This is a genomic window from Fictibacillus enclensis, assembly GCF_030123385.1.
Lineage (GTDB): Bacteria > Bacillota > Bacilli > Bacillales > Fictibacillaceae > Fictibacillus_C > Fictibacillus_C enclensis.
On record NZ_CP126109.1, the window covers coordinates 4,384,479 to 4,398,980 of the forward strand.

The window sequence follows — 14,502 nt, forward strand, 5'->3', positions numbered from 1 at the left end:
ATTAAACAATTGTTTAACGGTTCTTCCCTGCTTCCACTGCTTTCTCCAGTGTTTCAATCGGGCTATTTTTCGTTGACTTGATCTCATAAACCACTTTTCCTTTTTGCCACTGAACGGTCGTCACTCCGGAGTCTTTAAATCCATTAATTTTCACAATCCCTTTATCCTTTGGGGCCGGCAGATAGTGAGTTTCCAAATAGGCAACAATCTTCTTGGAAAACCCTAACCCATCGACATTTTTATCTATTGCATATTGGGGATCGGATGGATAATTCACCTGGATCAGCCAGCGGCCTTCATTCCATGAAAGATATTGATGACCCGCCGCCCCCTCAGCAAAAGCTTTAATATCATGCCCCAGATCCACATTCGTCTGCTCAATTTTTTCGTAGCCCTTTATCGCTTCTGCAGCTTCCTCGTTGGTCTTATAGGTTGTTTTGTTAACATCCTGGTCATGGACATCGTCTGATGAAGGTTTATCGTTGTTGTCCTCAGTGCTGTTATTTGCTTCGGTTGAAGAATCATTACCGCTTGAGGAGTCACTTTCTTGATTCGCTTTGGAATCATTTGTTGCACCTTTCTCTTCCTTTGTAGATTGCGGCTTGCCGGAGGAGTTATCTTTGGATGCCGTATTTCCGGAATTGCACCCGGCTAGCATAAATACGGTCAATAGTATGGCTGCTGCCAAAAAACGAAACTTCATTTGATGAACCCACCCTTGTAAGTATTTGTATATTTTGTCTTCCCCTCCTTATGAAGGCAAAACATAAAAAGAACTTATGAGGGCATATAGAAAAAAATAACTTATCAATTCACATTTCTAATGTTAACCTTTAATTATATAAAGTTTACATTAATAAAGAAAGGAAGACATGCTATGGACCAATCCACACGTTTGCGCACGACCATCATCTGCGCCTTGTTTGTGGCGATGACAGCGATTTTGGCGCAAATTGAAATCCCGCTTCCCCTTGTGCCCATCAGTGGACAGACGCTTGCTGTCGGAATCACCGCTACCATTTTGGGTCGCCGTTTTGGTGCACTGACCATGATCGGCTATATGGCCGTTGGGGCTGCAGGAGTACCTGTTTTTGCCGAAGCAAAAAGTGGCTTAAGCGTCATTATCGGGCCAACCGGAGGCTACATCATCGGATTTATCTTTGCCGCATTCATTACGGGCCTCCTCCTTGAAAAAACGTCTTTTACTCTTACAAACGCCATGATGGCCAACACTGCCGGAATGGTAATCACGCTTTTATTCGGTGTCGTCCAGCTCAAATTTGTGGTCGACCTCAGTTGGACCAAGGCATTGGCCGCTGGGGCTTATCCGTTTATCGTAGTCGGGCTGATCAAAGCGTTCCTCGCCAGCTGGATCGGCATTACCGTTCGTTCCCGGTTGGAAAAAGCACGGCTGCTGCCGAACACCAGAATGAAGAAGGCTGTATAATGGCCGAGTCACCTGTACGAAAGCCACATGGATTTTTGATATAATGAGATATTAAGAATATCAGTTGGACGGCAGGTGAATGCTTATGCAGTTTGAGGAACGAGCCCATCAATATGAATACAAGCTGAACGACACAGATGATCAAATTATTGAATACATCATCAACAACAAGCAGGAGGTAGTGAAGTTATCCATTCAAGCACTGGCCGCTGCTCTTTTTACCGTTCCCAACACCATTACACGTCTTTCAAAAAAGTTGGGGTATGACGGCTATTCCCAGTTAAAAAATAATCTAAAAGAGGAACTACAAAATAACATCCATCAAGAGGGCCCCTACAAGAACGTCATGAAAACAATGGAATTAATTGATCATGACAAGCTGTCCCAGGTGGTCAAATGGCTATGGGAAGCCAATCATGTTCTTTTCTTTGGAGTGGGAGATACTGCTCCCTTTTGCGAAATGATGGTAAAAAATTTAAAGGTCACCGGAAAGGCAGCAGACTTTGAACTACACCGTCATGAAACGGTTCACGAAATTGAACGTATGAACGCAGATGATGTTTTATTTGTCATCAGTCTGTCGGGTGAGACACCGCTTGTTCTGGAGATGACGAACCTCGCCAAGGAGAGAAGAATTAAAATCATCTCGCTGACCCACTTTAGCCACAACTCCCTTGAACGCATGGCAGATCTTCAATTGTACTGCTATGCACCACGAGAAGAGTTGAATGGCTATAATATTACCGACCGTACTCCACTCATGATCGTCCTCAGAGCACTGTCAGAAACTTACTGGTCTGCTAGTAAAAAGTAGGTTAATTTCTCCCCCTGTCAGTGTGTATAATTACACATGAAAACGCTATTTAAAACGAAGAGAGTGTAAAAATAAGAAGAAAACATCTTCTTATTTTTTTTTGTGCTAGGATGAATTCACATTAAGAAAACCTAGCGAAAGGGAGGTTTCAGCATGTTGCTGCAAAGGCTTACATCCCCGAATTTGATCGGTACCCATAAGTCTTTTTCGTCAAAGGAAGAAATCATTCAATACATGATTGATCAGTTGGACCAACAAGGCAAACTTCATTCAAAAGAAGCGTTTTACCAGGCAGTTATGCAAAGGGAGAGCTTATCACCTACCGGATTTGAAGGTGGGCTGGCAATTCCTCATGGAAAATCCACTGCTGTAAAAGAAGCCGCTTTTGTGGTCCTTACTTTAGACAAGCCACTGGATTCCTGGGAGAGCATTGATCCATCCAATCAAGTGGAAATCATTTTTTTATTGGCCATACCCGAAAATGAATCAGGGTCAACCCATCTTTCTCTGCTGGCAGAGCTGGTAACACGGTTATCGGACGAAACATACAAAAATTCGCTGATCGATTCCAGAGACAACAATGAGCTTTTTCAAAAACTGGATAAGCATGAGGAAACAGAAGAAACAATCAGTAATGAACAAGCGCCGCAGAACAATAAAACTGTGTTGGCCGTGACAGCCTGTCCCGCAGGCATCGCACACACTTACATGTCAGCCGAAGCCCTTATAAAAGCCGGCAAAGAACTCGGTGTGGAGGTCATTGTTGAAAAACAAGGGGCAAACGGTATTGATGGAAGACATACGAATACCCAGCTTCGAGAAGCAGATGCCGTCATTTTTGCGACGGATGTGGCAGTTAAAGATGAAGACCGCTATGTCCATCTTCCAAAAGTGAAAACTTCTGTGGCTGCACCCTTAAAAAATGCAAAGAAGATTGTGAACGAGGCTCTTGAAAAATCCGAAAACAGCAGCAAAAAAGAATTTACCGCGATTTCTACAACAGAAAATGAAAGCGATTCAAAAAGCTTCAAAATAGAAATTAAAGATTCCATCTTAACGGGAATTTCCTATATCATCCCTGTTATTGTCGCCGGTGGAATGACCCTTGCCGCTGCCGTCCTGTTCTCCCAGGCATTTGACATGCAGGATCTTTATAACCAGGAAGGCTCGTGGCTATGGCTCTTACGCCAGCTTGGCGGAACCTTGCTTGGCACATTGATGGTACCTATTTTAGCGGCCTACATGGCCTATTCCATCGCAGATAAACCCGCGTTGGGACCTGGTTTTGCAGCAGGTGTTGCTGCCAACCTGATTGGCAGCGGATTCCTTGGCGGCATGCTGGGCGGACTGCTCGCCGGTTATTTTCTTAAGTTTTTGAAGCGAAAAGTGAAACCAAAAGGAACCTTTGCCGGATTCATCAGCTTCTGGCTGTACCCGGTCGCCGGCACACTCGTCGTCGGTTCTATCATGCTGTTTCTCATCGGTAAGCCTCTCGCTTTTTTGAATGAAGGACTGATCGAATGGCTGAAAGGCATGTCCGGAACGAACGCTTTAATCATGGGGGCGATCATCGGGGCAATGGTTTCCTTCGACCTCGGGGGACCTGTGAACAAAGCGGCTTACACCTTCTGTATTGGTGCCATGGCCAGTGGAAATATTGTGCCTTATGCAACCTTCGCTTCGGTCAAAATGGTTTCTGCTTTTTCGGTTACCGGAGCCACAATCATTGGGAAAAAATATTTTACAAAAGCGGAGCAGGAAGTCGGAAAGCAAACCTGGCTATTGGGATTGGCAGGTATTACGGAAGGAGCTATTCCTTTCATGATCAATGATCCACTGAGGGTCATTCCTTCCCTGATTGCAGGGTCGGCTGTGACAGGGGCTATTGTCTCTTATTTTCACATCGGATTAAATGTACCAGGTGCAGGAATTTTCTCCCTAGCTCTCCTTAAAGGTCAGCCTATACTGGCTGCAGCCGGAATCTGGTTTGGTGCTGCACTTATGGGTGCTGCCATCTCGATGTTCCTGCTCATTGCCACACGCCAGCGAAAAAACAAAAAAGAACAGATAACCAAAACCGCCGCATAATCAGGTGGAATTACAGAGAAATTGGAGGACATCATGAAAAAGGTTCATATCGTTCCCCATATGCATTGGGATAGAGAGTGGTATTTTTCAACAGAAGAATCACGCATATTGCTTGTGAACAACATGGAAGAAATCATGGAAATGCTCGAAAATCATCCTGACTACCCTTATTATGTACTCGATGGCCAAACAGCGATCTTGGAAGACTATTTTGCCATTAAGCCTGAAAACAAAGAAAGAGTAAGGAAACTGGTCCAATCCGGCAAACTGATCATCGGTCCATGGTATACGCAAACCGATGAGATGGTTGTTGGCGGAGAGTCCATCGTCAGGAACCTGCTATACGGACTGAAAGACTGTGAAGAGTTTGGCAGTCCGATGAAAATTGGCTACCTGCCCGACTCATTCGGTCAATCGTCACAAATGCCTCAAATTCTAAAAGGATTTGATATTAAATACTCTATTTTTTGGCGAGGCACCTCAGAGCGCCATGGTACAGATAACACGGAATTCTACTGGGAAACGGACGAAGGCTCAAAAGTACTTGTACAGCTTTTTCCATTGGGATATGCCATCGGTAAATACCTGCCGGAGGACGAAGAAAAACTGCAGGAGCGGATGGAGAAGTATTTTAAGGTCCTAGACCGTGGAGCTACTACAGAAAACATTATTCTTCCGAACGGCCATGACCAGATGCCAATTCAAAAAAACATCTTTACCATTATTGAAAAGCTACAAAACTTGTATCCTGACCGGGAATTCTTTTTAAGCCGCTATGAAAACATTTTTGCCGAGCTTGAAAAAAATCATCACCTGCCAACGTTAAAGGGAGAATTCCTTGACGGCAAATATTCCCGTGTCCACCGCAGTATTTATTCCACTCGCATGGACATTAAAGCAGCCAACACGCGGATTGAAAATAAAATAACGAACATTCTGGAGCCGCTCGCATCACTCGCCTACAGTCTTGGCTTTGAATACCACCACGGTCTGATTGAACCGATCTGGAAGGAAATCATGAAAAACCATGCGCATGACAGTATCGGCTGCTGCTGTTCAGACAAGGTGCATCAGGAGATATACAACCGCTTCTTCCTGGCTGAAGAGCGTGTTGACCAGCTTATTCATTTTTACAAACGCAGAATTACAGATGCCATGGATACAAAGCGGGAGCACGACCGGCTTTGCGCCTTCAACCTTCTTCCCTATGAACGCGAAGAGGTTCTGACAACAACAGTTATTACCAAGCTGAAGTCATTTACTCTTAAGGATGAGAACTCCTCTCCTGTTGATTTCGAAGTACTTGATCGTGAAATCATGGACCCCGGCCTGATCGACAGGCAGATCGTTCATTACGGGAACTATGATCCTTTTATTAAATATACCGTGCAGTTAAAAGACAAAATTCCTGCTCTCGGCTATAAAACCTATTTTGTAGAGGAAGAAGATCAGGACTTGAAGATTGCTGGATCAAAGACGGACAAAGTTGAATCAGACTATTATGAGATCACCGTAAATCCCAACGGAACACTCAACATTTTTGATAAAAGGTTAAAGAAAAACTTTGAAAATGTGTTCTTACTGGAAGACGGAGGAGATGACGGGGATGAGTATGATTTCTCTCCGCTTCCGGATGAAAAACTAATCTACAGCAAAGATGCACAAGCCGATATTGAAATCAAACAAAACCAATTTAATTCGGTTATCAGCATTCAGTACAACTTGCCAGTTCCGGGAGATTTAAACGAGCGAAAAGCACAAAAACTTAACAGTTCGGTAGTTGTCCAAATAACCCTGACAGTCCCTCGCCATAAACCTGTCATCGAAGTTGTATTTGATATTGAAAACCATGCAAAAGACCATCGTTTACGGGCTTTGGTTCCAACAGGAATCGCTTCCTCCTTGTCGGTTTCCGATAATCAGTTTGGCACCATTAAACGTGAGGTCGTAGACCCGGCGATGGATATCTGGAAACAAGAGGAGTGGGATGAACGGCCGGACTCCATCTATCCGATGCTTAGTTTTGCAGGACTTTCCGATGAAGATTGCGGCGTGAGTGTCCTGACAAACAGCTCCAGAGAATTTGAAATTGTCGGTGATCACTACGATACCATTGCTATCACCCTGTTTAGAAGTGTAGGCGTGCTAGGTAAGGAAAATATGCTGAGACGGCCAGGGCGCCCTTCCGGCATTAAGCTTCCCACACCTGATTCGCAGCTCCTTGGCAAAATTCAGCTCGATTTTGCCCTTGTCATTCATCCTGAATCTACGTTAAAAGCGAATGTAGCACGGATGGCGAAGGAATATGTAACACCGGTTCAGTTTTATAACAAGATTCCGTTCAATGCCATGAAACTGAATGATTCACAAGTCAAGACACCCCTCAGCTATAGCTTTTTGAAAGAAGTACAACCTGGAGCCATAATGAGCACCTTGAAAAAAGCTGAAAAAGAAGATGGTTACGTTCTCCGGTTTTACAACGGGGCTCATCAAGAGCTTACAGCCTCCTTCCAGGCACGGCACCAACTTGAACGTGTACAGTTGGTCAATTTAAATGAACAGCCGCTGGAAGACAAAGAGGTGCAAAACAACAGCTTTGAAACGGTAGTACAGCCGAACCAGGTGAAAACAATCCTTTTCCATTAAAATAAACAGCACAAACTTTCTAAGTTTGTGCTGTTTTTATCATTTCATCTTCTGCAGTTCATTCACCGTTACAAACCGGTAACCCTTTTTACTTAAAGCATCGAGTGTTTTCTCCACCGACTTCAGTTCATTCCCGGTGTTATCATACATCGGGTGAAAAAGAATAATGGAACCGGGCTTCGCATTTTTCACAATATAATTCACCTTGTCTTCCACCGAGGTGTAATAGGTGTCCGGCTCGAGGCCCCAGGTAATGGTGTCCATGTGAAATTTATTTGCGTAATACGGCAATCCGACGAGCTTTTTTCCGTTTGGCGGGCGGAGATTAATCTCTCCCTTGTAGCCGGTCTGGCGGATCAAAGCATTTGTCTTTTTCAGTTCTCGCTTGATAAAAGAAGGTGACTTGAAGATCATCCGTTTGTGGGAATACGTATGGTTGCCAATTTGATGACCTGCTTTTACCAGCTTCTTGCCTTCCGCCATATTTTTTTCCAGCTCATTTCCGATCAGAAAAAACGTTCCTTTTGCATGATACTTTTTAAGTACAGGAAGAAGGGCATCCACGTTTTCCGTTGGCCCGTCATCGAAGGTCACGGCGACCACCTTTTCATTCGTGTTCACATGGCTTATCAATCCGCCGAATATTTGAAAGTTCCGGGCGTTCATAAGTTTATAGCTGCCGAACAATACAAGGAAAAGGAGGAAAAGGACTGATAATGTAATGACCATTCTTTTTATCATAAAACCTCCATACCAGGAATAATAAATAAGGTTAAGGCCGGCTTGCTAGGTCTTTATTTCTATTTGGGTTGACCTTAATCACTTACTATAATAATATCATGGTATATAATGGCTGTTTTTGTGAAATTTTGTTTCATTTTGTATTAAATTTAAAACGGGGGAAAAAGATGGGGATAGGCAAAATATTTGGAAAAAAAGTGAATAACCAGCCAATGCTTACAGATGGTTATTGTACTTTTAATGGCACTAAGAGTATAAATGATCGAAAGAAAAAACTTCACCAAAAATACTATGTGTATAATCAGGAAACTGGAAAAGTGGTGAAACTGATTGAACACGAACCGTTGACCGTATTACAAACAATGAGTTTACGCAAGATTCGCACCAAACAAGGAAAGTTTGTTCACGAGAGAATTGTTTTTTATGTAGATTCCAAGCAAAACCTTGCTTTTCTTAAGACAAGACAGAACCATTTTGAAAAATACATTGATAAGGTTGAGAAAACACCGGCAATTCGAGGCACTGTTCTCTTATTTTTGTATCATTTTTTGTTTTTGGGGATTATGCGCTTTAAGAATAACTCATTTAATGAAACTCATTTATCCTTTGGCTATGATAAAAGTGTTAATGTAAGGGTTCATTTTTTCTTTCCGAAAAAAGTCAGGGAACGATTTGCATTTAACACAGGAAAACTTACACTGCTTTTTCATGCTTATTGGTGCTGGGTTCCCGTTAAATTGATCTATCAGCACTATTTAGAAACCAGTTCTATTAATATACCTGTCTATATTAAAATTGATCATAACGAAAACAATTATTGGTACAACCTGAAATCCGCTTCAAAACATGGCTATAATAAAAAACATTATTTATACAATACCACCTCAACCCGCTTAAAGAAAATGAATAGTGAATTATTTGTGAGAAAGTCAATTACTGGCCAATATGTCATTGTGGTCACCAGTATTATGAGCAAATGGATTGCGGTGAAAGAAGTGTTCGCGTATCTGCTACATTTCATAATGTTAAATAAAGAAAAGTACGATATTTATTTCGAGAAGTTCAGTATGGGGGCCTCAGAATCCGCTTTTGAGCTTTTTAAGTATGCTTATCAAAAGGGGGATGTCTGCGTTTATATCCTTGATAAGGATCATGTTCAATTTCAAGAGCTCAAGCAAAAATACGGTAAACGCATTGTGGCTAAAAATAGTTTTCTATCTTTTCTCTATATCTTTTTGGCAAGAAGCTTTCTCTCCTCTGATCTAGTCAGTCACATCCAAAGAAGGCTGTATGATAATGACTACCGCATAAAAAGAAAGGTTCTTAAGACAAACAAAAAAGTAATGCTTCAGCACGGCCCGAGTATGGCAACCAATGTTTTTGAAAGAGGATACTTTAACCGAAAAGTACCAATTGCCCCGGATTATATTCTGGTTAACTCTAATTTCGAGAGAGATTTATTTTTAAAGAATACGACTTATACTGAAAAAGAAATCATGGTCACAGGACTTCCAAACCTTGATTTATATGTGCAAGAACAGACGAACACAAAGACTGACATTACCTTTATGCTGACGTGGCGTCCATGGGACCTTACCGGAAGTATCGAACCAGGCAGCTATTTAGATCGCTATTTGTCTTTCCTGGAGCTGATCCGAAAGGAACCCTATTATCAAGATAAAAAGGTCAATGTCGTTCTCCATCCAAAATCAAAAATCATTCTGCAGGAACAGTTTCCCGACATTTATAAACAATATGAATCCTACTTTTTTGTCGGAGATATTAAAGATGCCCTGCTCCGCAGTAAGGTTGTCATTTCAGATTACTCTTCCATCACCTTTTATGCATTTGCAGGCGGAAGCAATGTAATCTTTTACTGGGAAGACAAAGAGTTGGCGGAGAAGGAATATGGTTCACCTAATATTCTACAAAAAGAGATCGCATTTGGTGATATTACCGAAAAATTTAATGAGCTGCATTCCCAAATTTCAGAAAACTATGCACGGCCCCAATCATCCTTTTATTTAGCTCAGTATGCCAAGCTAATGGAATGTACAGATGGCCAAAATACAAAAAACACATATGAATACATTCATCATCATATTTTTAACGTCCCTTCCGTCGCACAAGATGTAGAACTATCTTCTGAAAAATCGTTCTCAGCTTAAATTAAAATCAAGAACTGTCTAATAAGGGCTTACATTGAAAGCAGGCGGGAAAACGACTTCGTTTTTTCACCCTGCTTTTTCGCTGTTTTTTAAAAAATAGCCATGTGGATACCTGCTACTTTCAATAAATTTTAGGCTAATACCCTGATTCCAAACTACACGTCACCCTTGTACTGCCCCTCAAAGACCACCTGCAGAGGTTTTTTTGCGCCAAATCTATTATTGCCGGAAACCGACACGCAGGTCATAATAGGCATCCTCGGCATCTTCCTTGGCGTATAAGGCAGGTTGCACATGTTGAAAAACAAAAATGCCAAAGTAGAACACTAAAACGCCAACTAGAAAAAGCCACTGTTTTGGATGTTTGTCATTCGGCGGAATCCACTCTTTTCTGTAAAGCCAAAAGCAAAAAGAGATTAATAAGGTGGTTGCTCCCCAGGTAAAGGCTTGTCTTTCTTCTGAAGCAGCTTCGTTTAAACTCATTTCAAAATCCCTAAGGAATTCTTGATTCTTTTCGGTTTCCACATACGTTCGGCTCTTTCCTTCACTGACAGATAGCGTCCACTCTGTGGGCAGGTCACTCTTTATAAAGACCTTCTGACGATAAGACACATCACTCCAATAATCATGGTTTTGAAATACCATAACAACCTTTGATTCACGATAAGACGAGTGCGCATAATCAAGAAAAAGATATAAAGCTACGTAGCAAACTGCAACTGTAACCAGAAGTACCAGAAAACGCCGGCTCACATGAACACCTCATTTATTATTTTTCCATCTCTAAAAACACCTTCTCTGCGCGTTCACCCGCTCTCGCAGCACCTTGAACACTTCCTATCACGGTACCTAAAATAATAATAGGTAAAATGAACAGCAACGCTTTTAACAAGTAAGGATTTTTTTGGGTGATTCGCCTGCGGTTAATGTAAAACACGCCGGTTACCACCAGCAAAAGAGCAGTGAGGAAATAGAGAAGAGATTCACTGTGCCCCGCGTCTCTAACGGCCCCCAAAGCTTCTAAATCCTTCATACCATTTTCTTTCTTATTTTCAGAAACATGGATCACTCCGTACTTAGTGCCCAGTGTCCATTCCTTCGTATCACTACGTGAATCCAGAATCCGCTTATAGTGCAATTGATGCCAGTGATCCCGCGACAGGGTGATTAACTTGCTGCGGTCCTGTTCCTGACTGCTCATTGCAGTAAAGGTATAAAACGTGACAAAAATCATAACAGCCATTCCGCCTATTATCGACAATACGAGTCGCATCATCTGTCTCCTTTACTCTCATAACCACATCGAAAGTCATTATTATTGTCTTGCATGTTCTACCGCATCCTCTGAAATATCCTCAGCTCTCGAATTCATTTGAATCCAGCTTGTGCTGCCAATATAATAGGTTGCCAGTAAAGCAATTGCTACTGCACCTTTTATAACCTCCATGGATTGGGGTTTTATTGATTTGCGGTACATAAAAGCGATCAAACTCCCAGCAGCATAGATCGTTGCTAGGATATGAATAGCTGCTTCCATATACCCTATATGCGCGACATGTTGTTTATAACGGTTAAGATATCTGATGGTTGCTTCTTTTTCCTCTGTATGTCCATAACCATTTTCTGTTACTGTGTACCAGCTGTCGGGTTTCCCTTTCCTCTCCGTAATACGGTAGGATACCTGGTTCCAAAGATCGGATCCCTTCACTACCTGATTTCCATGTGAATCCTTATACCTGGTTGGCTGTACAGCGGCAAACGAAAAATAGGCAACAGCGAATACAAAAGCAATAGCAGCCACCAACACCACTTTTTGGATCACGGCTTCACCTCTTTCATGCTTTTGTATCGCTATTCCCCTAAATTCATGCGCATTAACCATTTAATGTAAATTTTTATTCGATTAAAAATACTTATGATAGTAAATGAGTGTAAATGCAATGCTTCCTATTGAAAAAAGCAAGGTTCCCATAGTAACCGGGTTCCACCGGGTACGGTGAATGGTGATTTCACTTTGGCTGTCTCTGACACAAAAATTCCCGGTTGTGCTCGTGCTGTTGTTATACGCTTTTCCATAAATGGATGTGATAAAGAGAGCACCAGGCAAAAGCAGCCCCAACCAAACAAACAATCCACAAAAACCAGTGATTGTAGGTGGAAATACACCAAACGATAAGCAGTTCTCCTCCTATAACACTCGCCAAAATGATCGCACTTCTTATCCATGGTCTGGTCCGTTATTCAAGAAATGCATCAGCTTTACTGCAGCCAACCGCAAACATAGAGACGGCTAGTGTAAACAAGACTCCTACGATAAGCTTAAATATAAAATAAAGCATGGTGTCACCCCATTTTTAATAAATTATACAGTAATTACCATTCGAATTAGTGTACAATTTATTTATGGATGATGGTATAGAAAATAAGAAAGGGGGCGAATATGGGAGGCTTGTTTCATGCATTACCAGTGATGCTCATACTTTCGATTCTGTTTGGCTTAATCTGCGTGATGATCTGCAAGGCAACAAACCAAATGTTTTATGCACGGATAATGGCTGTCATTTTTGGGATTGTCAGTTTTCTGCTAATGACGAGCTTTAGCTTCATCTGGGTGGCTGTTTTTACATTGATTATTCTGGAAGTCTACAATCGCTTTCGAAAAAAACCCAAAACTGCAAGCGATCAGCAAACATAAAAAAAAGTGCCTTGCGGTCATCCCGCTTGGCACTTTTACTTTATTTTCTATCATCTGAACAGGTTGGTCTTGGCCAGATCGACCAATTCATCTCCTTTTCCGTTCAGCACAGTCTTGAGCATCCACATTGTAAAGCCGTGTGCCTGCTCGAATTCGATTTTCGGCGGAAGAGCAAGCTCCTGACGGTTGACAACCACATCAAGCAGCACCGGACCGTTATGGTTAAATGATTGTTTAACCGCATCCTCCAGGTCACCTGGATCCTCAACGCGAATGCCTTTAATGCCCATTCCTTCAGCTATTGAGGCATAATTGAATTCCCCAAGTGACGTTCCTGTCTCCAGATATCCCGCCGCCTTCATCTCCAATTCCACGAAGCTTAATGAAGTATTGTTGAAGACCACCACTTTGACCGGAAGCTGATGAACCTTCAGGGTAAGAAGATCCCCCATGAGCATGGCCAGTCCACCGTCGCCTGATAAGGAGATCACCTGGGCATCTCTTCTAGACACTTGGGCGCCAATGGCTTGCGGCAATGCGTTGGCCATCGTCCCATGGTTAAATGACCCCAGCAAGCGGCGTCCCTCACTCATTTGAAGATAACGGGCAGCCCATAACGTCGGCGTTCCAACATCACACGTAAAAATCGCGTTTTCCGAAGCATAATCACTAACGACCTTGGTTAGATATTGAGGGTGGATTGGCCCTTTGCCTTTTTTACCGGTTGCCAGCTTATCAAGATCTTTGCGCACCTTGGCGTAGTCTTTGACGTGCTTGTCCAGATGGCCGGTATCTTTCTTCACCTTCAATAACGGAAGCAGTGCCTCAATTGTATGCTTCACATCACCAACCAGCCCATAGCTGAGCGCGGCTCTTCGTCCAAGGTGTTCCCCGCGAATGTCGATCTGGAGAATATCCGCTTTTTCAGGGAAGAACTGACGGTATGGAAAGTCGGTTCCGAGCATGAGCAGCACGTCGCACTCCATCATGGCATGATAGCCTGAGGCATATCCTATGAGCCCTGTCAGACCAACCGAATATGGATTGTCGTACTCCAGATGTTCCTTCCCTCTGAGCGCAATAACCATCGGTGATTTCAGGGCATCACAGAGGGCGATGACCTCCGTATGCGCGCCTGCACACCCTGCACCGGCAAGAATGGTCACTTTTTTTCCTTTATTTAAATAACCGGCCAGCTTTTCAAGTTCTTCATCCGATGGGCGCACGACCGGCTTGGTCACATGAATCACCTGCGGAGGTACCGTTTCTTCATCATGAAGAGAAGCTACATCTCCTGGCAAAATGATGACGGATACCCCTTCCTGGCCAATGGCGTGCTGCATGGCCATCGTGACCATGCGCGGCATCTGCTCAGGACGTGTCAGCACCTCGCAATAATGGCTGCAATCCCGGAATAAAAGCTCCGGACGGGTTTGCTGGAAGTATTGCCCGCCAAGCTCGTTACTTGGAATATGAGCCGCAATGGCCAGAACCGGAATCCGGTTGCGGTGGCAATCATAAAGCCCGTTGATCAGATGCAGGTTCCCCGGACCGCTGCTCCCTGCACAAACTGCGATACTGTTGCTTAACATTGCATCTGATCCGGCTGCAAAGGCAGCAACTTCCTCATGGCGGACCGAAATCCATTTAATTTTTCCAGAACGACGGATGGAGTCCAGCACAGCGTTCAGTGAATCTCCCACAATTCCGTAAATTCGTTCAATACCGGCACTTCTCAACGACTCGACCAACAGATCAGCAACTGTTCTCTTCATAAGCACACTCCTTTTTTGAATACTGTCACGAATAGTACAAATACTTCCATATTATCCCTTTGGCGGCAGAGAATATGCAGATATTTTCCGTACAAACCACCTTGGAGAGACACTACCCAAACAAATTA

The 14,502-nt window shown here is 43.0% G+C and carries 13 protein-coding genes; 6 read left to right on the forward strand and 7 right to left on the reverse strand.

The window, feature by feature from the left end; genetic code table 11:
- Positions 1-13: 13 nt before the first annotated feature.
- The gene (locus QNH15_RS22715) at positions 14-703 is read right to left on the reverse strand and encodes a hypothetical protein (protein WP_283890743.1); all 690 of its coding nucleotides are present in this window, start codon (positions 701-703) and stop codon (positions 14-16) included.
- 174 nt (positions 704-877) lie between these two features.
- Here QNH15_RS22715 and QNH15_RS22720 point away from each other — a divergent pair, with 174 nt between their 5' ends.
- The 4 genes from QNH15_RS22720 to mngB all read left to right on the forward strand — a co-directional run bounded on the left by QNH15_RS22720 (position 878) and on the right by mngB (position 6,995).
- A complete protein-coding gene (locus QNH15_RS22720; protein ID WP_283890744.1) occupies positions 878-1,447 on the forward strand; it encodes a biotin transporter BioY in 570 nt (189 codons plus the stop codon).
- Between the two features lie 85 nt (positions 1,448-1,532).
- Positions 1,533-2,261 carry a MurR/RpiR family transcriptional regulator gene (locus tag QNH15_RS22725; RefSeq protein ID WP_283890745.1) on the forward strand — a complete coding sequence of 243 codons (729 nt, stop codon included), beginning with the start codon at positions 1,533-1,535 and terminating at the stop codon, positions 2,259-2,261.
- A gap of 153 nt (positions 2,262-2,414) precedes the next feature.
- Entirely contained in the window at positions 2,415-4,349 is a 1,935-nt protein-coding gene (gene mngA / locus QNH15_RS22730; RefSeq protein WP_283890746.1) for a PTS 2-O-a-mannosyl-D-glycerate transporter subunit IIABC, read from the forward strand.
- Between the two features lie 33 nt (positions 4,350-4,382).
- Positions 4,383-6,995 carry a mannosylglycerate hydrolase gene (gene mngB / locus QNH15_RS22735; protein ID WP_283890747.1) on the forward strand — a complete coding sequence of 871 codons (2,613 nt, stop codon included), beginning with the start codon at positions 4,383-4,385 and terminating at the stop codon, positions 6,993-6,995.
- A 39-nt stretch (positions 6,996-7,034) separates the two neighbouring features.
- Here the strand turns inward: mngB and QNH15_RS22740 are convergent, their stop codons facing one another.
- Positions 7,035-7,736 (reverse strand): polysaccharide deacetylase family protein, encoded by a 702-nt coding sequence (locus QNH15_RS22740; RefSeq protein WP_283890748.1) that lies wholly within the window; start codon positions 7,734-7,736, stop codon positions 7,035-7,037.
- A gap of 167 nt (positions 7,737-7,903) precedes the next feature.
- On the opposite strand from QNH15_RS22740, the gene QNH15_RS22745 reads away from it, so the two are divergent.
- On the forward strand, positions 7,904-9,904 hold the full coding sequence (locus QNH15_RS22745) for a CDP-glycerol glycerophosphotransferase family protein (protein WP_283890749.1): 2,001 nt from the start codon (positions 7,904-7,906) through the stop codon (positions 9,902-9,904).
- Positions 9,905-10,123: 219 nt separating this feature from the next.
- On the opposite strand, the gene QNH15_RS22750 is transcribed toward QNH15_RS22745, so the two are convergent.
- The 4 genes from QNH15_RS22750 to QNH15_RS22765 all read right to left on the reverse strand — a co-directional run bounded on the left by QNH15_RS22750 (position 10,124) and on the right by QNH15_RS22765 (position 12,035).
- Positions 10,124-10,657 (reverse strand): hypothetical protein, encoded by a 534-nt coding sequence (locus tag QNH15_RS22750; protein WP_283890750.1) that lies wholly within the window; start codon positions 10,655-10,657, stop codon positions 10,124-10,126.
- A gap of 16 nt (positions 10,658-10,673) precedes the next feature.
- Positions 10,674-11,180: a hypothetical protein gene (locus QNH15_RS22755; RefSeq protein WP_283890751.1), complete on the reverse strand. Its 507-nt coding sequence runs from the start codon at positions 11,178-11,180 to the stop codon at positions 10,674-10,676.
- A 39-nt stretch (positions 11,181-11,219) separates the two neighbouring features.
- Positions 11,220-11,726: a hypothetical protein gene (locus QNH15_RS22760; RefSeq protein WP_283890752.1), complete on the reverse strand. Its 507-nt coding sequence runs from the start codon at positions 11,724-11,726 to the stop codon at positions 11,220-11,222.
- A gap of 81 nt (positions 11,727-11,807) precedes the next feature.
- Positions 11,808-12,035: a hypothetical protein gene (locus QNH15_RS22765; RefSeq protein ID WP_283890753.1), complete on the reverse strand. Its 228-nt coding sequence runs from the start codon at positions 12,033-12,035 to the stop codon at positions 11,808-11,810.
- Positions 12,036-12,344: 309 nt separating this feature from the next.
- Here QNH15_RS22765 and QNH15_RS22770 point away from each other — a divergent pair, with 309 nt between their 5' ends.
- Entirely contained in the window at positions 12,345-12,599 is a 255-nt protein-coding gene (locus QNH15_RS22770; RefSeq protein ID WP_283890754.1) for a hypothetical protein, read from the forward strand.
- A 50-nt stretch (positions 12,600-12,649) separates the two neighbouring features.
- Here the strand turns inward: QNH15_RS22770 and poxB are convergent, their stop codons facing one another.
- Complete coding sequence (gene poxB / locus QNH15_RS22775; protein WP_283890755.1) at positions 12,650-14,374, reverse strand: ubiquinone-dependent pyruvate dehydrogenase; 1,725 nt, start codon at positions 14,372-14,374, stop codon at positions 12,650-12,652.
- Positions 14,375-14,502 lie beyond the last annotated feature (128 nt).